At 70.3% G+C, this 25,982-nt stretch carries 12 protein-coding genes and 1 pseudogene; 6 read left to right on the forward strand and 7 right to left on the reverse strand.

Annotated elements, in window-relative coordinates; genetic code table 11:
• Positions 1-74 precede the first annotated feature (74 nt).
• Positions 75-2,084: a M13 family metallopeptidase gene (locus E4F25_RS05150; RefSeq protein WP_140909133.1), complete on the forward strand. Its 2,010-nt coding sequence runs from the start codon at positions 75-77 to the stop codon at positions 2,082-2,084.
• Here the strand turns inward: E4F25_RS05150 and E4F25_RS05155 are convergent.
• Both E4F25_RS05155 and hrpA read right to left on the reverse strand, forming a co-directional pair.
• Entirely contained in the window at positions 2,081-4,180 is a 2,100-nt protein-coding gene (locus tag E4F25_RS05155; protein WP_140910332.1) for a RelA/SpoT family protein, read from the reverse strand. The two genes, E4F25_RS05150 and E4F25_RS05155, sit on opposite strands and share 4 nt — an antisense overlap.
• A gap of 184 nt (positions 4,181-4,364) precedes the next feature.
• Positions 4,365-8,162: pseudogene (gene hrpA / locus E4F25_RS05160) on the reverse strand (ATP-dependent RNA helicase HrpA); the annotation flags it as partial.
• Between the two features lie 122 nt (positions 8,163-8,284).
• Here hrpA and E4F25_RS05165 point away from each other — a divergent pair.
• Entirely contained in the window at positions 8,285-8,830 is a 546-nt protein-coding gene (locus E4F25_RS05165; protein ID WP_140909134.1) for a Dps family protein, read from the forward strand.
• A 39-nt stretch (positions 8,831-8,869) separates the two neighbouring features.
• Here the strand turns inward: E4F25_RS05165 and E4F25_RS05170 are convergent, their stop codons facing one another.
• The 5 genes from E4F25_RS05170 to E4F25_RS11585 form a co-directional block, all read right to left on the reverse strand.
• On the reverse strand, positions 8,870-13,801 hold the full coding sequence (locus E4F25_RS05170; RefSeq protein ID WP_181168204.1) for a DUF11 domain-containing protein: 4,932 nt from the start codon (positions 13,799-13,801) through the stop codon (positions 8,870-8,872).
• A 1-nt stretch (position 13,802) separates the two neighbouring features.
• Positions 13,803-19,007, reverse strand: coding sequence for a DUF11 domain-containing protein (locus tag E4F25_RS05175; RefSeq protein ID WP_181168205.1), 5,205 nt, complete (start codon positions 19,005-19,007; stop codon positions 13,803-13,805).
• A gap of 167 nt (positions 19,008-19,174) precedes the next feature.
• Positions 19,175-20,410, reverse strand: coding sequence for a DUF11 domain-containing protein (locus E4F25_RS05180; RefSeq protein WP_140909137.1), 1,236 nt, complete (start codon positions 20,408-20,410; stop codon positions 19,175-19,177).
• A 34-nt stretch (positions 20,411-20,444) separates the two neighbouring features.
• On the reverse strand, positions 20,445-20,912 hold the full coding sequence (locus E4F25_RS05185; protein WP_140909138.1) for a DUF11 domain-containing protein: 468 nt from the start codon (positions 20,910-20,912) through the stop codon (positions 20,445-20,447).
• A gap of 96 nt (positions 20,913-21,008) precedes the next feature.
• Positions 21,009-21,263, reverse strand: a complete 255-nt coding sequence (locus E4F25_RS11585; protein ID WP_246069908.1) for a hypothetical protein — start codon at positions 21,261-21,263, stop codon at positions 21,009-21,011.
• Here E4F25_RS11585 and recQ point away from each other — a divergent pair.
• The 4 genes from recQ to E4F25_RS05205 all read left to right on the forward strand — a co-directional run bounded on the left by recQ (position 21,163) and on the right by E4F25_RS05205 (position 25,982).
• Complete coding sequence (gene recQ / locus E4F25_RS05190; protein WP_246069767.1) at positions 21,163-22,941, forward strand: DNA helicase RecQ; 1,779 nt, start codon at positions 21,163-21,165, stop codon at positions 22,939-22,941. The two genes, E4F25_RS11585 and recQ, sit on opposite strands and share 101 nt — an antisense overlap.
• Positions 22,942-23,006: 65 nt before the next feature.
• Positions 23,007-23,570, forward strand: coding sequence for a TMEM165/GDT1 family protein (locus E4F25_RS05195; protein ID WP_140909140.1), 564 nt, complete (start codon positions 23,007-23,009; stop codon positions 23,568-23,570).
• The gene (locus tag E4F25_RS05200) at positions 23,567-24,667 is read left to right on the forward strand and encodes a GGDEF domain-containing protein (protein ID WP_140909141.1); all 1,101 of its coding nucleotides are present in this window, start codon (positions 23,567-23,569) and stop codon (positions 24,665-24,667) included. Before E4F25_RS05195 ends, E4F25_RS05200 begins: the two co-directional genes overlap by 4 nt.
• Positions 24,668-24,722: 55 nt before the next feature.
• Positions 24,723-25,982 carry a nucleoside permease gene (locus E4F25_RS05205; protein WP_281283942.1) on the forward strand — a complete coding sequence of 420 codons (1,260 nt, stop codon included), beginning with the start codon at positions 24,723-24,725 and terminating at the stop codon, positions 25,980-25,982.

The raw sequence follows: 25,982 nt of genomic DNA on the forward strand, positions 1-25,982 counted from the left end.
TTTTTCGTTTTTCATGGTCGCCGCGCACGCGGTTGCTACACTCGCCCCGCACCCCGATCCACGGACCGATTGCGATGACGCGAGCGCGCCTGCTTCCCCTGTCCGCGGCACTGGCCGCGACCCTCCTGGCGTCGGCCCCGGGCGTGGCCGACGCGCAGCGGAAGCGGGCCGCGGACCCCGTCCAGCAGCTGATCTGCAACGACTTCTACAGCCACGCCAACGCCGACTGGCTGGCCGCGCACCCTCCGCTTGCGGGCAGCGGCAGGCAGTCGGCGCTGGGCGAGCTGGCCGAGCGCGCGCGCAGGCAGCAGTTCGACCTGCTGGACGAATCCATGCAGTTCGCCGAGGGCGGCATCGCCAAGCTGCTCGGCGACTTCTGGGCGAGCGGCCTGGACGAGGCGGCACTCGAACGCGACGGTGCGCAGCCGATCGCGCCGCTGCTCGCGCGCATCGACGCGATCCGGCGCAGCCGCGACGTGCCGGCGGCGGTGGCCGCGCTGCACCAGGTCGGCATCCCGGTGCTGTTCAACTTCGGCGCCGACATCGACCTGGGCGACCTCGACCGCCACGTCGGCTACTTCACCCAGGGCGGGCTCGGCCTGCCCGACCCGGCGTTCTATACCCGTACCGATGCCGAGACCCGCGCCCTGCTCGGCAAGTACCGCGCGTACGTGTCCTCGATCCTGGCACTGACCGGCAGCACGCCGGCGCGGCAGGAAGCGGATACCCTCGCGGTGCTCGAGATCGAGACCCGGATCGCGCAGGCCTCGCGGCCGCTGTCCGTGCTGCGCGACCCGCGCGCACGCTACGCGCTGGTGCCGGCGGCCGGGCTCGGCAAGCAGTACCGCCACCTGCAGCTCGACCAGTTCCTGCAGGCGCAGGGCGTGCAGGGCGAAAGCGTGTCCATGGCCAACCCGCAGATGTTCGCGCAGCTCGACGCCATGGTCGCCGCGATCAAGCCCGAGCAGTGGAAGGCCTACCTGCGCTACCACGTCGGCGCGGCGATGGCGCCCTACCTGTCGAAGGCCTGGCGCGACGCCGACTTCGCCTTCCGCGGCGCCGTGCTGCGCGGCCTGGCCGCCCCGCCGTCGCGCCGCGACCAGGTGCTCGACGCGATCAACCTCGCCGCCGGCCCGATGCTCGGCCGCGAGTACGTGGCCCGCTACCTGCCCGAGGCCACCCGGGCACGCGCCGCCGAGATCGCCGCGCAGGTGCGCGACGCGCTCGACCGCGGCATCGACCGCAATGCGTGGATGAGCGCCGAGGCCCGCGCCCAGGCCAAGGCCAAGCTCGCCAACCTGGAGATCGCGGTCGGCGCGCCCGAACGCACGCTCGACTTCAGCGTGCAGCCGATGGGCCGCGGCAGCTTCGGCGGCAACATGCTGATCGCGTCCACGTGGCGCCACCGCGAGGAGATGCGCCGCATCGGAAGCGGCGGCGCCGAGCGCCGCTGGAACCTGCAGCCGCAGCAGCCGGCGCTGGTCTACGACCTCGCGCAGAACCGCCTGGTGGTCACCGCGGCGATGCTGCAGCCGCCGGTGCTGGACATGAACCGCGACCCGGCCGCGAACTACGGCGCGCTCGGCGCGCTGGTCGGGCACGAGCTCACGCACGGCTTCGACGGCAACGGCCGCCACGTGGACGCCACCCATTCGCTGCGCGACTGGTGGACGCCGGCAGACGCCGCGGCGTGGGACATGCAGCTCGCGCCGCTGGCGGTGCAGTACGGCGCGTACCCGTGGCCGGAACTGCCGGGCACCTTTGTCAATGGCAACCTGACCCGCGACGAGAACGCCGCCGACCTCGCCGGCGTGGAACTGGCGATGGACGCGCTGCTGACCGCGCAGCCCGCGCTCGACGATACCGGCCGGCAGTGGTTCTACCAGGGCTGGGCGCGGCTGTGGGCGCAGCGCGCCTCGGCCGACGTCGCCGCGCGCATGGCGGCGAGCGACCCGCACGCCGCCGGGCAGTGGCGGGCCAACGGACCGCTCGCCAACCAGCCCGGCTTCGGCCAGGCCTTCTCGTGCAAGCCGGGCACCCCGATGCAGCGCGAGTCCACCCGCCAGGTCACGATCTGGCGCTAGGCGCGGCGCGCGTCTTCGACCCCGGGCAGTCCGTCGAGCTTCGCCAGCAGTCGCGACAGGTGGCCGTGGTCGGCCACCCGCAGCCGCAGTCGCAGCCGCACCCGTGCGTTGCGCCCGCTCTCGCTGTGGATGTCGAGCAGGTGCGCATCCTCCTGCGCCACGACGTTGGCCAGGTCCTTGAGCAGGTACTTGCGGTCGACCGCGTCCACCACCGCGTCCACCTCGTGCGCGCCGGCCTCGCCCGCGTTCCATTCGACCGGCAGTTCGCGCCCCGGCTGTGACGCCACCAGCCGCCGCAGGGTCGCGCAATCGGCGCGGTGCACGCTCACGCCGCGGCCCTTGGTGAGGTAGCCGGCGACCGGTTCGCCCGGCAGCGGCTGGCAGCAGCGCGCGAGCTGCACCAGCACGTTGCCGACGCCGACCACGCTGACCGGCGGGCCCTTGCCGGCCTTGCCGCGCCGCGGCGGGGGCCGCTTGGGCCGCGCTGCTGCCGTCCCGGATTCCTCGCGGTCGCGCGCGCGCTCGTGCTCGGCCAGCACCCGCACGACCTGGTGCGGGCCGACGTCGCCCAGCGCCACCTGCACCTGCAGGTCCTCGGCCGTTTTGGCGTTGAACTGGCGCAAGGCCGGCGCCAGGTCCGCCTGCTGCAGGCCGACGCGCTTGAGTTCCCGGTCGAGCAGCTCGCGCCCGGCCTGCACGTTGCGCGCGCGGTCGAGCTTGTGGAACCAGCTGCGCACCTTCTCCCGGGAACGCGCACTGGCGAGGAAGCCGTTGGCCTCGACCAGCCAGTCGCGGCGCGGCTCGCCGGTCTTCGCGGTCAGGATCTCGACCCGGTCGCCGCTGCGCAACCGGTAGTCCAGCGGCACGATGCGGCCGCCGACCTTGGCGCCGCGGCAGCGGTGCCCGACCTCGGTGTGCACGTGGTAGGCGAAGTCGAGCGGCGTCGCGCCGACCGGCAGGTCCACCACCTCGCCTTTCGGCGTGAGCGCGTACACGCGGTCCTCGACCAGCTCGCTGTCGATCTCGCCGAGCAGGTCGGCGGCGCCCTCGCCCTTCTCGGCGTGGCTGTCCAGCAGCCGCCGCATCCACTCGATCTTGCGGTCGAGCGCGGCATTGCCGGCGGAGGAACGACCGGGACCTCCTCCTTCCTTGTAGCGCCAGTGCGCGGCCACGCCGAGTTCCGCCTGCGCGTGCATGTCGAAGGTGCGGATCTGGACCTCCAGGGTCTTGCCCTCCGGGCCGACCACCGCGGTGTGCAGCGAGCGGTAGTCGTTGCGCTTGGGCCGCGCGATGTAGTCGTCGAACTCGCTCGGCAGCGGCAGCCACAGTGCATGCACCACGCCGAGCGCGGCGTAGCAGGCGGCGACGTCGTCCACCATCACCCGCACCGCGCGCAGGTCGTAGAGCTCGCCGATCGGCACGTCCTTCTTCTGCATCTTCTTCCAGATGCTGAAGATGTGCTTGGGGCGGCCGCTGACCTCGGCGTGCAGGCCCTGGGCCGCGAGTGCGGCGTCGAGCTCGCGCTTGACCGCCTCGATGTAGCGCTCGCGGTCCACGCGCTTCTCGTCGAGCAGGCGCGCGATGCGGCGGTAGGTGTCCGGCTCGAGGTGGCGGAACGCCAGGTCCTCGAGTTCCCACTTCAGCTGCCAGATGCCGAGCCGGTTGGCCAGCGGTGCATGGATGTCGCGGGTGAGCTGCGCCAGCGCGCGGCGCTCCGGCTCCGGCAAGGCGTCGGCGGCGCGCAGCCGCGCGAGCTGGCGCGCGAGCAGGATCGGCACCACCCGCAGGTCGCGCACGATCGCCAGCAACAGCCGGCGCAGGCCTTCGCTGCCGGCGCCGCGCGCATGTCGCTCGGCGTGCAACGCCCAGACCTGGTTGGCGGCGCGCTGGCCCTCGAGCAAAACGGCGACGGTCGGATGCGCCTTGGCCAGTTTCGGCGCCACGGCGTCGGCCAGCGCCGGCGTGACGTGCAGGATCGCGGCGGCGAGCACGTCGCCTGCGGCGTCGAGCAGGGCCAGGGACTCGAGCGTGTCGAGCAGCACCGGCTGCGGATCGCGCGCGCCGCCCGCGCCGGCCTCGACCGCTTCCCGCAGCATCGCGCGCAGCGGCGCGGCGATCGCCGCGCAGGCCGGCGCATCGAGCAGGGCCGGTTCGAGCGGATGCAGCTTGTCGGGCGTTGGGGGCGACACGGGGGTGTGGGCGAAGGGCTTGCGGGAACATTAGCACCTGTGGGAGCGCGCCTTGCGCGCGATCGCGGCCAAGGGCCGCTCGCACAAGCTCCTACAAGGTCTTCAGGCGCGCGGCCAGCTTCTTGAGCGACACGCCGCCGCGGGCGCCCAGCTCCTGGGCGAACAGCGAGACCCGCAGTTCCTCGAGGTCCCAGCGCAGCGCCTGCCACTCGGGATCGCCCAGCCTGCCGGCCTCGGCCGCCGCGGCCAGCGCGTCGTTGAACGGCTTGAGTTCGAGCATCCGCGCCTGGTCGCGCATCGGGTCGCGCAGCGCGCGTTCGGCGCGCAGCTGCAGCGCGCGCAGGTAGCGCGGGTACTCGGCAAGGGCGTGCGCGGGGACCTCGCGCAGGAAGCCGGGCGGCACCAGCGCCGCCAGCTGCGCCTGCATGTCGTCGAGGTTGCCGCTGGCCCAGCCCACCAGCCGGGCATCGAGCGCGGCCCGCACGCCGGCCACGAGGCCCAGGATGGTCTCGGCCTGGCGCAGGCGCTCGGTCGCTTCCGGGAACAGCGCCTTGCCGATCGCGTCGCGCCGTTGTTCGAAGGCGGCGGCGTCGCGGATCGCGCCCAGGCCGTCCGCCGCCAGCGCGGCGAAGGCGCCGTCCACCAGGTCGGCGCGCAGGCTGTCGCCGGCCCGGGCCTCGCCGGGCGGCGCCGCAGCCTCGATCGCGGCGTACAGCAGCGCGGTCTTCGGCTGCACCGGCAACTGCTTGCGCGCCTGCTTCAGGCGGTCGGTCAGCGCGATTTCCAGCAGCCGGCGCACCCCGCCCGGATGCGCGCGGCACGCGGCCTCGCGCTCGGCGTGCACCGCCAGCGACACGCTGTCGCCGTCGTCGTGCAGCGCCGGATACGCGGGCACCCCACCGGCGCCCGGCACCGACTCCGGAATCGGCTCCCCGGGGAACGCCGTGAGCCCGGTACGCGCCATGCCCTGCGCCGCATGCCGCGCGAACGCCGCCGCCGCGCGTTCGCCGAAGCGCGCGCGCAAGGCCGGCAGGTCGCGCGACTCGGCCAGCACGCTGCGGCCGTCGGCGTCGAGCAGGCGCAGGCTGGCGTGCAGGTGCGGCTCGATCGCCGCGGCATCGAAATCCGGCGCCGCCACCGGCGCGCCCGTGGCCTTGTGCAGGAAGCGCGCCAGCTCGCCCTCGATGCTGTCAGCGGACGGCTGCGGCCACGCCTCGGCGAACGCGCGGGCGAAGTCCGGCGCGGGCACGAAGTTGCGGCGCTGCGCCTTGGGCAGCGAGCGGATCAGCGCGGCGGCCTTGTCGGCCACGAAACCCGGCGCGAGCCAGGACAGGCGCGCCGCGTCGAGCACGTTGAGCAGGTGCAGCGGCACCACCACGGTCATGCCGTCGTCGGGCGCGCCCGGCTCGAAGCGGTAGCGCACCGCCAGCCGCGCGTCGCCCAGCGCCAGGTACGGCGGGAACAGCGCGACATCGCTCTCGTCGCCCGCGAGCAGGTCCTCGCGCGACCACTCCAGCGCGCGCTTGCGCTCGGCCGGGAGGCGCGCATACCACGCGTCCAGCGCCTGCACGTTGTGCACTTCGGGCGGCAGCCGGTCGAGGTACCAGCGCGCCTGCCAGTCCTCGTCCACCACCAGCCCGGCGCGGCGCTGCTTGGCCTCCTCCTCGCGCGCCTTCGCGAGGGTCGCCAGGTTGCGTTTGAGGAACGGGCTGCGGGTGTCGATCTCGCCGGTCAGCAAAGCGTCGCGCACGAAGATCTGGCGCGCCTCCTCCGGGTACAGCGCGCCGTAGTGGACCGGCTTCTTCGGCGCCAGCACCAGCCCGAACAGGCTCACCTGCTCGCTGCCGATCACCCGGCCCTGCGAGCGCGACCAGCGCGGATCGAAGCGGCGCCTTGCCAGCAGCTGCGGCAGCTCCGAGATCACCCAGTCCGGCTCGATCGCGGCGTTGGTCAGCGCCCACACCCGTTCGGTGTCGAGCAGCGTCGCGGACAGCACCCACGGCGGCGGCTTGCGCGCCAGTGCCGAGCCCGGAAACAGCTGAAAGCGGCGCCCGCGGGGGCCCTCGTACAGCACCGGGCCCTTGCGGCCCTTCTCGCCCGGCAGGCGGTTGCCGACGTGCGTGGGCAGGCCGGCGATCAACGCCCTGTGCAGGGCGACGTAGCGCTTCCGCCCTGCCTTGCCGGTCCACTCGTCCGCGGCTTCCGGGTCGCCGCGGTCCGCATTGCCGGCCCCACTGGCGGATCGCGAACCCACGTCCCAGCCGAACTCGTCGCACAGCAGCTTCAACTGCCGGTGCAGGTCGCGCCACTCGCGCAGCCGCAGGAAGCCGAGGAAGTGCTTCGCCGCCCACTTGCGCAGCTGCGACTGGGTCAGCTCGTCGTGGGCGTCGGCATACGCCTGCCACAGGCGCAGGATGCCGAGGAACTCCGAGCGCGGGTCCGCGAACTGCGCGTGCGCGGCGTCGGCCGCTGCGCGCTGGTCGGCCGGCCGCTCGCGCGGGTCCTGGATGCCGAGGAAGCTGGCGATCACCAGCATCTCGCGCAGGCAGCCGTGCTGCTGCGCCGCCACCAGCATGCGCGCCAGCTTGACGTCGATCGGCATGCGCGCCATCAGCCGGCCGGTGCGCGTGGGCCGGCGGCGCTCGTCCACCGCGCCCAGCTCGGACAGGGTCTGCCAGCCGTCGGCGATCGCGCGCGGGTCCGGCGGCTCGAGGAATGGGAAGTCCTCGATCGCGCCCAGCCCCAGCGACAGCATGCGCAGGATCACCCCGGCCAGCGACGCGCGCCGGATCTCGGGGTCGGTGTACTCGGGGCGGGCCAGGTAGTCGGCCTCCGCGTACAGCCGGATGCAGGTACCCGGCGCCACGCGGCCGCAGCGTCCCTTGCGCTGGTCGGCGCTGGCCTGGCTGATCGGCTCCACGTGCAGGCGGTCGAGCTTCTGCCGCGGGCTGTAGCGCTTGACCCGCGCGAAGCCGGGATCCACCACGTAGTGGATGCGTGGCACCGTCAGCGAGGTCTCGGCGACGTTGGTGGCGAGCACGATGCGCCGCTGCGGCCCGGGATGGAACACCCGGTCCTGGTCGCGCGCCGACAGCCGCGCGTACAGCGGAAGCACTTCGGTGTGCCGGTACTTGCGCTGCTCCAGCGCCTGGTGGGCGTCGCGGATCTCCCGCTCGCCCGGCAGGAACACCAGGGTGTCGCCGACGGCCGCGCCGGCGCCCGGGCGCTCGCGCGCGATCTCGTCGCAGGCGGCGACCACGCCGTCGAGCACGCTGCGTTCGCCGTCCTGGTCGCCGTCGCCTTCCAGCGGCCGGTAGCGCACCTCGACCGGGAAGCCGCGCCCGGCGACCTCGACCACCGGCGCGCCGCCGAAGTGCTCGGCGAAGCGCGCGGTGTCGATGGTCGCGGAGGTGACGATCACCTTCAGGTCGCGGCGTTTCGGCAGCAGCCGCTTCAGGTAACCGAGCAGGAAGTCGATGTTGAGGCTGCGCTCGTGGGCCTCGTCCACGATGATCGTGTCGTAGCGCGACAGCAGGCGGTCGCGCTGGATCTCCGCCAGCAGGATGCCGTCGGTCATGAACTTGACCACGGTTCGGGGCCCGACCTGGTCGTTGAAGCGCACCTGGTAGCCAACCGCGCCGCCCATCGGCACCTGCAGTTCTTCCGCCACCCGGCGCGCGACCGCCCGGGCCGCGATCCGCCGCGGCTGGGTGCAGCCGACCATGCCGCCGCTGCCGCGGCCGGCGGCCAGGCACAGCTTGGGCAGCTGGGTGGTTTTGCCCGAGCCGGTCTCGCCGGCCACCACCAGCACCTGGTGCCGGCGCAGCAACGCGACGATCTCATCGGCCTTGGCGGCGATCGGCAGTTCGGCCGGGACCAGCGGCGCCGGCAGCGCGGGCGGCGGCGGCATGGGGGCGTTCCGGATTGTCGGCTGGTTTCGCGGCATTCATTTCCCGCCCACGCTGAACGGGGCTATTGTGGCAATTCCTTCCCCGACGGGAGTCGAACAGCATGGCCAAGAAGAAAACCGCCGCCCGGACCCGCTCGACCAAGGCAACGCAGGCGGGCACCTCGTCCGCCCCTGCGATCGATATCGGGCTGACCACCGCCGAACGCAAGAAGATCGCCGACGGCCTGTCGCATTTCCTCGCCGACGCCTACACGCTCTACCTCAAGACCCACAGCTTCCACTGGAACGTCACCGGGCCGATGTTCAACAGCCTGCACCTGATGTTCGAGACCCAGTACTCCGAGCAGTGGACCGCGCTCGACGAGATCGCCGAACGCATCCGTGCGCTCGGCTACAACGCGCCGGGGTCCTACCGCGAGTTCACCAAGCTCTCGTCGATCCCCGAGGAAGCCGGGCGTACCGAGGCTCCGGACTGGCGCGAGATGGTCCGCCAGCTCACCGTCGGCAACGAGGCCGTCTGCCGCACCGCCCGCCAGGTGCTGAAGACCGCAGAAGACGCAAGCGACGACCCGACCGTGGACCTGATGACCCAGCGCCTGCAGACCCACGAGAAGTACGCGTGGATGCTGCGCAGCCTGCTCGAGTAGCAGCGGCCTCGACATGTAGGAGCGGCGCTCGCGCCGCTCCTACTGGACCTTTACCCTGAACTTCAGGGTGAACTGGCCGCCACCGCCTTCGAATGCACCCTTGGGATTGATGCGGATGGCGTCCACCGCGGGGTCGAAGCCCTCGGCGTCCGCGACCGGGACATAGTTCCAGGTGGTCCCGCCGTCGTTGGAGAACGCGATGTCGTCGGTGTTGCTGGCGAGGGAAGTGAACGTATAGCCCAATCCGCTTGGGCCGCCGCCTTCCGCGAACGACACGGGACCCGAGCCGGGGGTGTCGAAGTCCAGCCGCAGGGCCACGTTTTCCGGCAGGGCGTCGGTGACGAAGAGCGTGTCGGCGTCGATCGGGCCGACGGCCGGATTGATGACGGTGATCTGGTACTCGACCAATGCACCGGGAATCGCCTTGGGATTGTTGAACCCGTTGACCGGATCCCAGGCCACCGCACTGGCCTTGACGACGGTCAACGGGTCCATCCAGGTGTTCGTCCACACGCACGCCACCGCGCTGTCGTCGGGCATCGTGATGGACCGGCTGGCGCCCGTCCCGGTGACCGGGATCGCGCTGGAGTCGCTGGCCTTGGTGCAGGTCAATGCCTTGGCATAGTTGACCGAACTGCCGCTGGTGAAGGTTTCCGTGAGCGTCAGCGTTGCTCCTGGCGCCGCGGTCGCTTCCGCCGGCGTCGGCGGCGTCACGGGCGTCGTCACCACGGCGCTGCCGGCCGTGGCGCTGCTGCCGCCGGAAATGGCCAGGTCCACGGCATGGCCGTCGGCTGCGTTGACCCAAACCTTGGTCAGCGTGACCAGGCCATGCACGGTGGCATATGCGAGGCCTTCATGGGTGATGGCAGGATTGCCGCCGCCATCCACTTCCTCGCCTTCCACGGCCAGCACCTCGGCCGTCCAGCCGCCGATCCTCGGATTCCCCGGAATCACGTAGGCGGTCTCGAAGAACTTTTCCGCGGCGGTGGAGTCGACCACGGCCATGGCCTCGCCGTCCTTCAGCACCGTGCCGCCGGCATCCTTGAGCGTGAGTTCGGCGCGGTTGATGTCGGCGGAGCCGAACGGATCGCTGACCTTCGTGCGCAGGTACAAGGTATCGCCCTGCACGTACTGCGACTTGGTCGCCATCGATGGATAGGCCTCCGAAAAGACGCCCACGCTGTCGACGTTGATGACCGTGGAGGTATGGAAACTGGCGGTGGCGCGAGCCCCGTTGTACTGATAGACCTGCACGTCCGCGTTGGTGCTGGTGCTGCTGATGCGAATCGCCAACGATTGGCCGGTTGTGAATTCAAGTGGCGTGGCGCCCGCGAGCGGGATGGTGAATGCGCGCGTTGCGACCGAGGTGCCGCTGATGACCTGTGATGCGCTCGTGCCGACGGGAATGCCGTCCCGCAGCAGCTCCACGGTGACCGTGGCGCTGGGATTCGGGACCAGGAAACACCAGATTCCCGCGTTGCAGGTGGCGCTCGTCGGAAGGCTGACGGCAACTGTCCCGGGACGGGTGATCGCCAGGTTCTTCGCCAGCGCCGGAGCGAGCGTCCAGATGACCGCCCCGCTCCCGCCCGGCGTGACCGTCACTCCGGAGGTGGCGGAAGCTGCCGTCCGAACGCGGCTCAACGCCGGAGTGTCGTAAAGGTAGAGGACTTTCGTGCCTGCCTGCGGCTCGATGATCTGCGACTGCAGCACCACGACGGTCGGCGCCACCGGGTTGCCGGACGGCCCGCCCGGATTGGAGATGGTGGCCGTGTTGTCGATGGTGGCGCCGGGAGCCACGTTGGCGACGGTGACGTCGAACACCACCTGTACGCTGGAGTTGGCCGGCACGGTGATGCCGCTGACCGAAAGCTGGGTCGCGTTGGATGCATCGACACTGCCCGGCGGCAGGCTGACGACGGTCAGGTTGGTGGTATTCGCCGGCAGCGGGTCTGAGACGGAGACATTGGCGGCAGTCGCCCCCGCGGACTCCGTCAACGTGATCGTGTAGCGGAGCACGTCCCCGGGCGCTGCGTCGCCGCCGTTCAGATCGGTAACGGACTTGGTCGAAGTCGACAGGTCCGGATGCAGCACGGTCGCCGTGTCCACGTTGCCCGGTTTCTGGAAGCCGCCGCCGATGCTGGAGTTGCCGACGGACGCCTGGTTGTCCACGGAGCCCCCGACGGACCCGTCGACGTGGACCGTCAGCGTGATCGGCGCCATGTTGCCGCCGGCCGGGATCGCCGCGGTGCTGGTGCAGGTGACGTCCTGCCCGGCCGCCGAACAGGTCCACCCCGTGCCCGTCCCGGAAACGAACGTCAGGCCGGGAGCCAGCGTGTCCAGGACCGTGGTGGTGGTGCCGGCGGCGATCGCCCCGCCGGTGTTGCCGACGGTGAGCGTGTAGCTGTTGTCGCTGCCGGCGATGAAGTTGCCGGTGTGCGACTTGGTGATGTCCAGCGCCTTTGGCACGACCTCGAAGCTGGCGTTGCGGCTGTGGGTGATCGTGTTCTCCAGGCCCTCCGAGCCGGTCACCGTCGCGGTCCAGGTCCCGAAGCTCGGGCTGGCCGGGAGCGTGTAGGCGTACTCGAGGATCCGGTTGGGGACGCCGTTGCCCTCCGTGGGATTCGTCCGGGGAGTCAGGCTGACATTGTTGAGGATCAGCGGCCCGCCGTCGGCGTCGGCCAGGGTCAGCCTGCTGTTGGCGGCCGAGACGTCGAAGCCGCCGAACGGATCGCTGATGTCGGCCCGGATGTAGACGGTATCGCCGGGTTCCCAGTGCGTCTTTTGTGCGGTGGAGGGGTACTGCGCCGAGAAGAAGCCGATGTCGTCGACGTTGATGACGGTTGCGGCATCGAGATTGACGAAGCTGTATTCGGAGCCGTCCCGCTCGATGAACTGGACCCGGCTGCTGTCGCGGTTGCGCACCCTGAGGATGATCTGGTCCCCGGCGTCGAATTCCGTCCTGTCGAGCGTCAGGTTGAATGTGTGGGTCGTGTAACCGGCAGAGTTGAAGTTGATCTCGGCGCTGGCGCCGCTGATCGCGTTGCCGGTGCTGTTCAGGAAAAGCTGGACACTCACCCTCCGCTGCTGCCCGGCGCCGCCTCCAGAGCGGCGGCCGCGCAAATCCACGCTGACGTTCGGGCTGTTCAACTCCAGGTCGCCCGCGAGCGCCGGCAACCGGAAATACTGGTACTGGCCATCGCCGCTGCCCCAGGTCATCGTGTTGTTCGTCGACGGCCTGGTGCGGGTCAAGCTCAGGTTTCCGTTGACGGGACCAGTGAGCAGGTACAGCTGCTTGTTGCCGCTCGACGGCATGGCCGACTGCGACACCGTGACGGGGGGCGCCGAGGGCGTGGCGCCCGTCCCCTCCGGGTCGCCGTTGGTGACCGTCGCGCCGTTCTCGATCAGCGTCCCCGGAGCGGTGCCGCCGGCGATCGTGACCCGGTAGACGATCGACACGCTGCCGCCGGCGGGGATGCTGATCCCGCTCATGTCGATCCGGCCGGTGCCGTTGGCGCCGCCGCTCGCGGACGAGTTGTCGGTGATGCCGGCCGGCTTGCTGGTCACCGTCAGGTTGCCCACGTTGGCAGGCATGTCGTCGGTGACGGAGACGTTGGTGGCGGCGATGCCGGCGCTCTCGACCAGCGTGATCGTGTACTCGAGCACGTCGCCGGGATTGGCATCGCCGCTGTTCCGGTCGAGGACGGTCTTGGTCGAGGTCGAGAGGTCGGAATGAAGGATGGCGGTCACGTCGCCGTCGGTGCTGGTGGCCGCGCCGGGGCAGACGCCGTTGTCGGGGACCTCGCAGACGTTGAAGACCAGGGTCGAGGTCGTCGGGTCGCTGATCTCCGCGGTATTGGTCACGCTCGACGGCGCGTCGCTCGCGATGTCGACCGTGAGGTTGATGGGCGGGAACGTCCGCGAGAACGTGAGGTCCTGCAGCGCGATGGCGTCGCAGGTCACGACCTGGCCGACGTTCGAGCAGGTCCAGAAACCACCGCCGTCCGCCGAGACGTAGGTCAGGCCGACTGGCAGGGTGTCGACGACGCGCACGGGTTGCGGCTCGGTCGGCGGATTGATCTCGGGAGTGACCACCGTGTTGGCGGTCTCCAGCGTGTAGGTGCCGGTCCCGCCGGCCTTGAACTGGCCGACGTGGGACTTGACCAGGGAGAGGCCGATGGTGTGGTACTTGAGCCCGAAGAGCGCGCCCTGCAGGCCGTTGCCCGCCAACTGCGCCGTGACCGTGCCGGGGCTGTTGTCGGTGGTGAAGACGTAGCTGCCCACCCCTCCGCTCGAGCCGGCCACCACGCCGTCGATCGTGACGCTCTGGCTGCCTGTGCTGTTTCCCACCGCAGTGGCCGGGCTCAGCACGGGCATGTTGCGGCCCGGGTTGGAGATGCCGGGCGCACTCACCAGGGTCCAGGGTTCTCCGGTGGTGGTGAAAACCACCGATTCACCGGAGTTGCTCGATTCGCCGTCCGCGGCAACGAACACGAAGGGCAGTTCGGTTGCGCCGTTGGCATGCAGCGTCAGGCCCGACAGCGTCACCGTGTTCTGCGGGCCGTTCTGGTTGTTCCTGTCCTGGTAGAGGATCGGTTCGCCGGGAATGTCGATGAAGGCACTGTTGCCGAACGCGGCACCGGTCCACGAGGGAACCTCGACCGCCTCCATGATCGCGCCGGCCGGCGTCTGGTTGGTGATCCTGAGGTTGAAGGTGAGGTAGGCGCCGCCGCGCAGGTCCACCCGGAAGTCCTGGCCGGCTGCGTTCCTGGCCTGGGTCAGGTTCATTGGCGAAAAGTCGATCCAGCAATACGCGCCGTAGTCGACAGGGCCATCGACGCCCTTCGCATCGGCCGGGTAACAGGTGGTCGTCGTCTGCGCCCACGCCTGCTGTCCCAGCCCGGGCGCCAGCCAGCCCGCGATCACCAGGCCGAACGCGGCAAGCCACCGTATTCCATGTCGACTGATCGCCACCTTATGGCCCCCTTGCCGCGCCCACGCCATCGAGCCCGAACGTCCGCTGGTCGAACTTCAGCCGGAACACCAGGTACGCACCCTCGGCAGTGTAATGCGATGCTTCGAAGTCGCGGTCGCGGAACCCGCGCAGGTTGAAGCCGACGCTGACCCAGGCGTTCTCGAACGGGGTGAAGCCGACGCTCGGGCCGAACGCCCAGGCGTAGCTGTCCTGGCTCCAGGAGTGCAGCACGCTGGCGCGCAGGCCGATGTCCACGCTCGGGGTCACGTCGAAGCGCCACTCGGCACCGATGATGTCGGTGTATCCCGAATACTCCTCAGGGCCGAAGCTGTCCAGCACGTACTTCGAACCGTAGTAGAGCGACAGCTGGCTGCGCTGGTACAGGTCGAACACGCCGGCGCCGTCCGGCTCGCCCTGCCACGCTTCGGAGACGTGGTTGAGCACGAAGTTGTTGACGATGCGCGACGAGCGGGCATCGCCGTTCGCGGCGATGGTGGCGTGGCCTAGGATGCTGCCGCCGGGGCCGCCGCGGACCTCGTCGAGGCGGAACTCGAGCTTGTTGAGCATGGACCAGTTGCTGCCTGGGGGACGATAGGCCCACGCAAGCTGCGCGTTCGCGAGCAACCCGGTGCTGCCGTCGTCGTTGTGCTGGGAGAACGCCTGGGCACTGGCCGAGAACGCGACGCCGTCCTGGATCTGGCGCAGGAACGCGGTCGTGAAGCCATAGCGGTCGTTGCTTTCGCCTTGGCGGCCCTCGGCGCGCGCGTTCCACATCCAGGCACCGGCGCGGTAGGTCGCGCCACCGGAGAGCGCGACGAAATCCTCGGTGAGCGCTCCGCCATCGCGGATCCCGCCGGCCTGGATCGGCTGCGACGGATCCACCACCAGCGGCTCGTCACCGGACTGGTTGAACGCCTGGCTGGAGTCCACGGCCACGTCGAAACTCAGGCGCTCGTTGAGCTGGAAGCGCTGGTTCAGGCCGAACAGGGCGAAGGTGCGCGGGCCGTACTCGCTGATCTCGCTCTTGTTGAGCGTGGTGGTCAACGTCGCATCCCGCCACGGCTTGGCCTCGAAGCCGACGCGCGTGGTCGAAGTGTCGCGGTCCTTGCCGTCGGTGAACTCCTGGGCCGCGAGCAGGCGGAACGCCTCTGTCACCCGGTAGGCCGCCGAGAGCTGGAGGCGCGTGGGGAAGTCGACGCTCTCGTTCTTGCCGCCGAGGCTCAGGTCGGCCTGCGCGCCGAGCTCCACCCGACCGTCGTCGAAGCTGCGCGTGGCGCCCAGGCTGAGCTGCCGGGATTCGGCGACGGTGCCGTCCGCTGCCTCGTCGCGGGCCAGCTGTACGCCGGCGCGCGCGGTCCACTCGCCGGCGCGGTAGGCGACGTCGACGCGGGCCGCGTCGCGCACCGCGCCGCTGGACAGCTGCTCCTGCCGGTAAACCTCGCCGCGGAGGGAGAAGTTGGCATCCAGTCGGTACTGGCCCTGCACGCCCGCCTTGGCCATGCCGGACTCGTAGCGGTTCTGCTGGCCCAGGCCGAAGCCCGGCGTCTGGCGGCGCAGGTAGGCGAGGAGATCGAGCCGCTCGCTGCGATGCTCCCACTCCAGCAGCCAGGCATTGCCGCTGCTGTCCGAAGCGGCGCGATCGGTGTCGCTCGTGGCCGCCTCGGCACGCAGTTCGTCGTGTTCGCCCAGGCGGAAGCGCGCGTCCACGCCCAGCAGCTGGCTGCGGGCCTCCATGTCCTCGTCGCGCAGGTAGGTGACGCCCGCGCGCAACCTGCCTTCCATGGCCCGGATGCCGATCCGGCCGCCACCGTTGAGGAACTCCTCGCCGGTGCCGTGGGTTTCGTACTCGGCGACGATCCAGTTCGGATTGAAGTCGAAGTCGCGGCTGGCGATCGGCTCGCGGAAGAACAGCGTGCCGTTCGCGTAGTCGATGTCGTAATCGATGTGCCGGACCAGTTCCCTGGACGCGAGGATCTGCTCGCTGTGGTAGCGGTCGCGGGTCTCGATGCGGATCCGTTCGCTGTTCAGGACGATGTCCCGCTGGCGCAGGCGGTACAGCCCGGAGGTCCCGTCGCCCTGGATCTCGTCGCGCACGTAGCTCTGCGCGGTATTGGCCGCGAAACCGTTGAATTCGACGAGTTGTCCGCGGTACTCGACCTTCATGCCGGTCAGCGTGCGCTGGTAGCGCGACAGCTCGTTGCCGTCCATGCCGCTCTGGAAATCGCCGAACAGGACGTAGAACTGCTCGCGTTCCAGCTTCAGGTACAGCTTGCGGGCGCTCGCGGCGTCGTATCCCTGGTGGGTGCCGTCGCCGTAGAGGGTGTAGTACGTCCCCGGATCGATGGTGGACAGCAGGCTCCGGCTGCCCAGGCGCGTGGCGTCCTTGTCGCTGTCGTAGGCCATCGTGAGCAGCCACTTGCCCAGCACCCGGCCCTTGGCGTAGAGCGACACCTGGCCGTCCCCGCGCACGCCGCTGCCGTCCTCGCCGCGCTGCAACGGCTGCATGTTGTCGCTGAGGGTTTCGTAGCCGACGCTGCCCTTGGCGAAACCGACGACGATCCAGTCGCGCGGCGCGGACTTCAGCCAGCCCTCGAGCTCCTGCCGCGTGCTGTTGGCCGAGTTCGAGCCGAAGTCGAACCCGAGGGTGAAGCTGCCGGCGACGCTGGTCGGCTCGAGTTCGATGTAGGCGATGCCGTCGTCGCCCTCGATCCGCCAGGTCGGCGCGCTGCCTTGCGTGCCAAGGAACGCACGCCCCTGCTCCGCGCCAGCCGTGAACGCGGGGGCGTACGGGGGGGAGATGGTGTACTCGCCGCTGACGCCGGCGCGCACGGGGTGGCCGGTGCGGTCGAGCATCCGCACCGCGACCACCGGCTTGCGGATGCCGTCGGCGACCAGCAGCGACTGCGCGGGAACGAGTTCCGCCCTCGCGACGCTGTTGGAGAAGCGCACGGTCCGCTCGATCACCACGCGCGCGCCGGCGGCGTCGGTGATCTCCGCCTGCAGCAGGTTGTCGCCGCCGGCCAGGCCGACGCCGCGCCAGGTGCCGATGGTCATCGTCCGCGCCGCGTCCTGGTCCGCGCCGTCGAAGTTGAGCGGCGACACTTCCTTGCCGTTCAGGCGCAGCACGACCTTGTCGCCCGGGAGGTATTTCAGCACCACCAGCAACGTGGGCGCCCGCGGGTTGTGGCCGGCCTGCGGGAACAGCATCTCGCGCCCCGGAGCCTGTCCCTGGAACCAGTCGACCCCCTCGCCCGCCGCTTCCGGCGCCGACAGGATCCCGCGTGTTTCCGCCGGCGCCATGTGCGGCGAAGCCGCCGACCCTTGCGGGACGACGGCAGCGACAGTGGTCGCGCGCTTGCTTGCGCTCGGGTATCCCGGTGGACCGCATGCCAGGGCGAGTGGTGCGTAGGGAGTCCGGATGCCGGTCTTGCCATCCGCCGCGAACACCGCCAGCGCCTTGATCTCGCTACCGGCATCGGTGCATTCCTCCATGCGCACGTCGAAGGCGATCTCGCGACGCCAGTCCGGATCCGGCGCGCCCAGGTCGAACACGATCGCGTTGCCCGCGGATTTCGGATCCGCCGCCGGAAGGCCATCGACCGTCGCCGAACCGCGGACGTAGTCCACCCCGGTCGGCAGCATCGCGATGGCCCGCAATTCGGAGACCCGTGCGCTGCCGCCATCGAGTTCGAGCGTGACCTTGCCGGCCCGCGGAATCACCACCCGGACGCCCACCTCGCTGGTCTCCGGTGGCGTCGGCCGGAGCCTGAAGTCCGCACGCATGAGGCTGCCGCCCTGGGCCTCGACGAACTGCGAACCGGCACGCCCCGCGAACCGGGTGTTCCGGAGGCAGGACGCGAGCTCCAGGCCAGGCGGAATCAAGGCCTCGTCCACCTGCACCACGTGTGTCCCCGGGCGGACGCCCTCGAAGTGGTAGGCGCCGTTCTCGTCGGTGACCGTGAAGGTGCCGTCTTCCATCATCAGCCGGATGCCGGGGATGCCGACCGGTTCGGCATCCGCCTCGCACTCGCCCAGGGTCACGCGCCCGACGATGGTGAACGCCGAGGTCGTCATGGCTTCCACCATGCGCACGACGGTGTCGGTCTCGTTCGAGGTCAGCGTTCCAGAGGCCCTGGCCACGGCGAGGTTGAGCAGCGTCGGGCCACGCGCACCGGGGCCGACCTCGGCGATGAACGTGGCGGTGACCTGTGCGCCCGCCGCGAGGTCGCCCACGGGGAACCAGAACCCGCGGCCATCCGGGGCCACCTCCGGATCGGCGGCGGCCAGCATTCCACCCGGCGCCATCGGGGCCACGCCCACCGTGGCAGGCCGCGGACCGCCTCCGGCTTGCGCTGCACCCGCGCCGCTCCCCGACGGCGTCCCGACGCGCAACGAACCCTCGCGGAAGCGCAGTCCGGGCGGGAGGACGTCCTCGATGCGCGCGTCCAGCGCAGGGATGTCCGCGATATTGCGCAACACCAGCGTGTACTGGAGGAAGTCGCCGATCTCGACGACCTGCTTCGAAACCTGCTGCTCCAGCCGCAGCTTCGCGCCCGGCAGGGCCGGCTCCAGCGCGATCGCCTCGGCGGTGAGCGTGTCCAGCGGGTAGTCGGCGTCGGTGTAGCTGGCGATGATCCGGGTGTCGTCGACGAGCGACAGCACGCAGTCGTGGTGCGTGGCCGCAGGCGGCATGGAAACGCCCTGGATCGCGCCGGCGAACACGCCGGTATCGACCCCGGTTTCCTGCAGGCGCAGGGTCTCCGCGTCCTCGGAGTCCGTGGTGATACGGATTTCGACGTACTCGCGGACCGAAGCATCCGCGTTGCGGTTGGCATCGGTCACGCTGACCAGGATCGCCTCGCCGACGACGTATTCGCCGGTGCCCGCTGCGGTGGCGCCGTGCGGATCGATGGGCTGGCCATCGCCATCCACCACGCCGGGCAGCGGGCCGAAGCTGCCCGAAGGGGTGCGGCATTGCCCGCCGTCCACCGCGATCGGAAAGCCCCCTGGGGAACCAGGGTCGTGGCGCAGGAAGGAGATCTGTGCGTCGGTGGGGGACGGGGAGATCGAGGTGACGACGGTATTGCTGCGCAGCGTCGTGGTGGTCGAGCCGCCGAGCCGGTAGCTGACCACGGCCGTGTTCTCGATTTCCGCCGCGGAAGCCAGCGTGGCGATCCCCGGGATGCACGCCAGCGCGCACGCCAACAGCCAGGCCGTGGCACGCCGCCTTGTTCCCGAATGGACTCGAATTCCCATCACCACGGCCACCGGCCTCCATCAGGCCGGAAGCAGCAGCCTCCGGCCCGGTTCTGGAGCCTCATGGGTCCGGCGGCGGCCAGCGCCGCCGGAAAGAGCCGATCTACCGGCTGACGTCAGTCGATCGTCACCTGGAAGATCGTCGTGGTCGCCTGGCCGGAGTCCACGTCCACCACCGTGGTGATCGGACCCGCGGCACCCGGACCGGCGTCGCCTTCGTCGGCATCCACCGCGTCGGTCTTCGAGTCGCCGGCAGCGATGGCGGCGGCTGGATCGGTTCCGCAATCGACCACGGCGTCATCGATCCTCAACGAGTTCATGACGTAGGTCGTACCGCTCGGGATGGTGTCGCTGATGGTCACGTCGGTGGCATCGGTGTCACCGGCGTTGCTCACTGCGATGCAGTACACCAGGGTCGCGCCCGGAATCGCCTTCGGATTCGTGCTGCCGAGGCCGTCGTCCACGATGCCGTAGGTCTTGGTCACGTTGATCGAGGTAACCCGGACCTTGAAGGCGTCGAACGAGGAATCCTGGCCGTTGTTGGCTGCGTCGCCGGTGCCCTCGGTGGTGTCGGCAGTATCGGCGAAGACGTTGTCGATCTCACCGGAAACGTCCGCGCTTCCACTGTTGTCGACCAACTGGGTGCCAAGCGCGCCGTTCGCGTACGACGTGCCCGGGGTCAGGAGGGCCGTGTTGCGGTCCGCGATCTCGGTCGGGGTCGGGACCCGCTGGTTGGCATAGGCGCTATGGGCGGTACCGACGAGCCGGACCACCATCACGTCGTTGCTGGACAGCACCGTGTCGTCCGGCATCGCGTCGGCCACGACCAGCACGTTGACGGTGCTGGACGGGGCCAGGCCGTCCAGGTAGTACGTACCGCCGCTGGTCGGGAGCACGGTGTCGCCGCCATCGAGGACGCCGGGGCTCGCGCCCACGTCCAGGTAGAGCGTGAAGGTCGCGCCCGTATCCTGGTTGTCCACCTCCGCAGGGCTCACGCCGCCGGAGCCGCCGAGGAAATTGGTGCCGTTCGCGGCGTCGGTGGCGGCGAGGGCGATGTCGAGGAAGTCGTTGGAGCTGTTGGTCACGGTGAACAGCAGCGCCTGGTTGGTCGCACTGGGCACCACCGAGGTAACGCTGTCGCCGGACTCGGTCACCGCCAGTACCACCAGGCGGTCGACGGTGAAGGTCGCGCTGCCGGTGGGTTCGGTCGTCTGCGGTGTGCCGTCGACGGTGTAGGAAACCGTGGCGGTGTTCACCACTTCGGTGCCGGCCGCGACCTGCGCGTTGGCGCTGGGAGCGGCCGCCAGCAGCAGTGCAACCGCTGCCAGGAAGGAAAAGTTGCTGAGCTTCATCTTGGGTCCCCTGTGAAACTGCTGGTGGTGCTGCTTACTTCACGCGTGCGCGGTAGGTCACGTCACCGCTGGCCCCTGGAGGGAGGCTGGAGATGACCCAACGCAGGTTGGTGATGTCGGAAATGCGGGCAGGGCGCACGCTGCCGTCGGCGTCCACGACCGCGAGGTCCTCGAGCTTGCCGAAGGTTTCGCCGCCGTCCACCGATACCTCGGTCGGCTCGTCCTCGGCGCCCACGTACACGAGCGCCCCGGGCAACGGGTTGTCGATGGCGACGTCGGTCGCTTCCTGCTGGCCGTTGTTGCTGTAGCTGATGCGGTAGATCACCTCGCCGCCGGGCACGACGTTCTTCGCCGGCACCAGTTCATCGTCTACCTGCTGGTAGACGGCGTTGGTGATGGTGATCGGGCTCGCGTCCTGCGCGAAGCCGCTACCGAATGCGGCGAGGCCGCCGATCAGGCACAGTGTCGCCACGAGCTTGCGAAGCCGGCTGGTGCTGGTCATCGAGATGTCCCCTGTGGTCCCCCACCTTTTTCCCGCCGCCTTTGGGTGCTAACGGGAGGTGATGTGGACGTGATGGTTCCGTTAAGGCGCACCTTATCACGCCAAAACTGTGAACTTCAACGATTTCGGCGTGAAGAGTGCACGAAACGCCGCCTGGAAAAATGTGTCCTGCATCGCATAAGTGAACGAAATGTCGTCGTTTTGTGAAGAGCGCCCCAGCGCCGACGCGCCGGGACGGGATCCGTTGGCCGTGCTGCGGGAAGTCTTCGGATTTCCCGGATTTCGTGGCGAACAGGCCGCGATCGTCGCCCATCTTGTCGCAGGTGGCGACGCCTTGGTGCTGATGCCCACCGGCGGCGGCAAGTCCCTCTGCTACCAGCTTCCCGCCCTGCTCCGTCCCGGGACCGGCATCGTGGTTTCGCCGCTGATCGCCCTGATGCAGGACCAGGTGGATGCCCTGCGCCAGCTCGGAGTGCGGGCGGCCTGCCTGAATTCTTCGCTGGAGGCCGGCGAGGCCCGGGCTGTGGAGCAGGCATTGGTCGCCGGCGGACTGGACCTGCTGTACGTGGCACCCGAGCGCCTGCTCACCGAACGCTTCCTGGCCCTGCTCGAGCGCAGCCGAATCGCCCTGTTCGCGATCGACGAGGCGCACTGCGTGTCGCAATGGGGCCACGACTTCCGTCCGGAGTACCGCGAGCTCACCCTGCTGCACGAGCGCTGGCCGCAGGTGCCGCGGATCGCGCTGACCGCCACCGCCGACGCGCCGACACGCAACGAGATCGCCGAGCGCCTGGCGCTGCAGGGCGCGCGCCAGTTCACCAGCAGCTTCGACCGGCCCAACATCCGCTACTCGGTCGTCCCGCGCGAGGACGGGCGGCGCCAGCTCCTGGGGTTCCTGGACGGCCACCGCGGCGAGGCGGGCATCGTCTATTGTCTCTCGCGCCGCAAGGTCGAGGCGACCGCGGAATTCCTGCGCGCGCAGGGCATCGAGGCGCTCCCCTACCACGCCGGGCTCGAGGCCGCGGTGCGCGCAGGCAACCAGCGCCGGTTCCTGCGCGAGGACGGCATCGTGATGGTCGCGACCATCGCCTTCGGCATGGGCATCGACAAGCCGGACGTGCGCTTCGTCGCCCACCTGGACCTGCCGAAGTCGCTCGAAGGCTACTACCAGGAGACCGGGCGCGCCGGGCGCGACGGCGAGCCCGCGGAAGCCTGGCTTGCCTACGGGCTCGGCGACGCGGTGCAACTCGGGCGGATGATCGAGGAGGGCGAGTCGGGCGAGGAGCGCAAGCGACTCGAGCGCCGCAAGCTGGACGCGCTGGTCGGCTACTGCGAATCCACCGCCTGCCGCCGGCAGACGCTGCTCGGCTGGTTCGGCGAAGCGCACCCGGGCGGCTGCGGCAACTGCGACAACTGCCTGTCCCCGCCCGAGACCTGGGACGGCACCGAGGCCGCGCGCAAGGCCCTGTCCTGCGTGTACCGCACCGGCCAGCGCTTCGGCGCGGCCCACCTCACCGACGTCCTGCGCGGCGCCGACACCGCCAGGATCCGGCAGTTCGGCCACGACCGGCTCAGTACCCATGGCATCGGCGACGACCTCGACGCGAAGCAGTGGCGCAGCGTGTTCCGGCAGCTGGTGGCGGGCGGGCTGCTCGAGGTGGACATCGAGGGCCACGGCGCGTTGCGCCTGACCGCGGCGAGCGGCGCCGTGCTCAAGGGCGAACGCACGATCGCGCTGCGCCGCGACCGCGCGCAGCCGAAGGGGCGCCGGCGTGCTACCGGCGGAGCGGCGCAGGCGCCTGTCGCCGACCTCCCCGCCGAGGCGCTCGCGCGCTTCGAATCCCTGCGCGCCTGGCGCGCGGAAACGGCGCGGGCGCAGAACGTCCCCGCCTACGTGATCTTCCACGACCGGACCCTGCGCGAGATCGCGCTGCGGCAGCCCGCGTCGCTGGCGGAACTGGCCACCGTGCCGGGCGTCGGCGCGGCCAAGCTGGAGCGCTACGGCACACAGCTGCTCGAGATCCTGTAGGAGCGGCGCTCGCGCCGCGACCGCCCTGTCGCCGGGCGCACGCGCCGCTCCTACAATGGTCCCGGATGGAAGCCCTCGCCGTTTCGACCCTGACCGTCGCGCTCGCGGAAATCGGCGACAAGACCCAGTTGCTCGCCCTGCTGCTCGCGGCGCGCTACCGGCGTGCGTGGCCGATCATCGCCGGCATCCTGGTCGCCACCCTGCTCAACCATGCCCTTGCCGGGTGGCTCGGCGCGCTGGCCGCGTCCTGGCTGACACCCGACGTGCTGCGCTGGGTGGTCGCGGCAAGCTTCATCGCGATCGCGCTGTGGACGCTGAAGCCGGACAAGCTCGAGGACGACGCGCTCGCGAAACCGGCGCGCGGCGCCTTCGTCGCCACCTGCGTCGCCTTCTTCATCGCCGAGATCGGCGACAAGACCCAGGTCGCGACGGTGCTGCTGGCCGCGCACTACGTGCCGCTGTGGCAGGTCGTGGCCGGCACCACCGTCGGCATGCTCGCGGCCAATATTCCGGTGGTGCTGCTGGGCAGCCGCTTCGCCAACCGCCTGCCGCTGCGCGCCGCGCGGATCGCCGCGGCGCTGGTGTTCCTCGCGCTCGGCCTGTGGGCCGCCATCCGGGGGGTCGCATGATCCCGCCACTGCTGACGCGGCCGGACGAGGTCATGCTGGAACTGGGCGCCGGCGGCGAACTGCTGGTCGCGCGCCTGCGCGCGGTGCTTTCGGCGCTGGTGCTGCTGGTGCCGCTGGCCGGGGCGCTCGCCGGCGCGCCGGCGGGCGACACCGCGATCGGCCTCGGCGCGGCCGTGTTCGTGAATGCCATGGCCCAGTTGTGGCTCGCGCTCGCCCGGGACGTTCGCGCACGCGCCTGGCTGCCGTGGGTGACCTGCGCCTGGGACGTGACCACCGTGACCGGGGTGCTGGCGCTGCTGTCCATGGGCGACCGCGTCGCCGGCATCAACAGCATGGTGGTGTGGGCCTTCTACCTGCTGGCGATCGCGATGACCACGCTGCGCAACGACGGCCGCCTCACCCTGTTCGCCGGCGGGATGGCGATGCTGCAGTACGGCGCGCTGGCCTGGGTCCTGCTCGCCTCCTCGACGCCGCAGCAGCTGGTGTCGGTGGAGTACGGCACCGGCACCGCGGCCAACCAGGTCGAACGCGTGCTGCTGCTCGGGATCATGACCTTGCTGATGCTGGCCGTGGTCCGGCGCATGCAGCGCCTGGTCGAGCTGTCAGGGCGCGACGCCAAGACCGGGCTGCCGAACCGGCGCTGGCTGCGCCAGCACGCGCTGCGGCGCTTCGAGCAGCTGCGCCACGGCGGATCGCTGACCGTGGCACTGCTCGACATCGACCACTTCCGCCGCGTCAACGAGGAACTCGGCAGCCAGGAAGCCGACCGCGCCATGCGCCACGTGGTGCGGACCGTCGACGAGCGCCTGCACGAGACCGAACGCATGGCGCGGCTGGGGCGCGACGAGTTCGCGCTGCTGCTCGACTGCCCGATGGGGACCGCGTGGGAGCGCATGGAGCAGCTCCGCGGCGAGCTCGCGGCGCGCCCCTTCGTCCCCGGGCGCGGCATGGATCCGGTGCGCCTCACCATCAGCGTCGGCCTCGCGGCGTGGCCGCAGGACGGCGCCGACCTGTCGGCGCTGCTGGCCGTCGCCGACCGGCGCCTGGTGCCCTGCCGGCACAGCGGCGGCAACCGGGTGGTCGCGCGCGACCCCTGAGGCCGCGCCGCCCGCTACACTTCCCGACCACCAGAGATCGCCCCGGGGGGAATGCGTGAACCCAAGACGCCTGCTTGGCCTGCGCCTGATCGTGATGCTGTTCCTCCAGTTCTACATCTGGGGGGCCTGGTTGCTGACCATCGGCGCCTACTGGTTCCAGAACAAGGGCTGGTCGGGCACCAGCTTCGGCGCGATCTTCTCGACCATGGGCATCGCCGCGCTGTTCATGCCGGCGCTGATGGGCGTGGTCGCGGACAAGTGGATCAACGCCGAGAAGCTCTATGGCGTGCTGCACCTGGCAGGCGCGGTGCTGCTGGCGCTGGTGCCGACGGTGGACGACCCGCACACCATGTTCTGGATGATGCTGGCCACCATGGTCTGCTACATGCCGACCTTGGCGCTGGCGATCACCGTCGCCTACAACGCGCTGCGCCGCGCCGGCCTCGACGTGGTCGCCAGCTACCCGCCGTTGCGGGTGTGGGGCACCATCGGCTTCATCGTCGCGCTCTGGACCACCAGCCTGCTCGGCCTCGAGACTTCGCCGGGCCAGTTCTACATCGCCGCCGCCGCGGCCGCGGTGCTCGGCCTGTATGCGTTCACCCTGCCGCCCTGCCCGCCGCAGCTCGACGCCGCGCACAGCCGCACCTTCGCCGACCGTATGGGCCTGACCGCGTTCAAGCTGTTCCGCGACCGCAACATGGCCGTGTTCTTCGTGTTCGCGATGCTGCTGGGCGCCGCGCTGCAGCTCACCAACGCCTACGGCGACACCTTCCTGCACGACTTCGCCGGCATCCCGGCGTTCGCCGATAGCATCGCGGTGCGCTACCCGGCGATCATCATGTCGATCTCGCAGGTCTCCGAAACGCTGTTCATCCTCACCATCCCCTTCTTCCTGAAGCGCTTCGGGATCAAGGCGGTGATGACCATGAGCATGCTGGCCTGGTTCCTGCGCTTCGCCCTGTTCGCCTACGGCGACCCGGGCGCCGGGCTGTGGATGATCATCCTGTCGTGCATCGTCTACGGCATGGCCTTCGACTTCTTCAACATCTCCGGCTCGCTCTACGTCGAGCAGCAGAGCGACTCCCGCATCCGGGCGAGCGCGCAGGGCCTGTTCATGCTGATGACCAACGGCATCGGCGCGATCCTGGGCAGCGCGGTCAGCGGCTGGATGATCGACCGCTGGTTCACCGCCGCCGACGGAGGCAAGGACTGGCACGGCATCTGGATGACCTTCGCGTTCTACGCGCTGGCGATGGCGGTCGCGTTCGTGCCGCTGTTCAAGCCCCGGCACGTCCGCGCCGAAGCCGCCGCCTGA

It is taken from the genome of Cognatiluteimonas lumbrici, assembly GCF_006476065.1.
GTDB classification, from domain to species: domain Bacteria; phylum Pseudomonadota; class Gammaproteobacteria; order Xanthomonadales; family Xanthomonadaceae; genus Cognatiluteimonas; species Cognatiluteimonas lumbrici.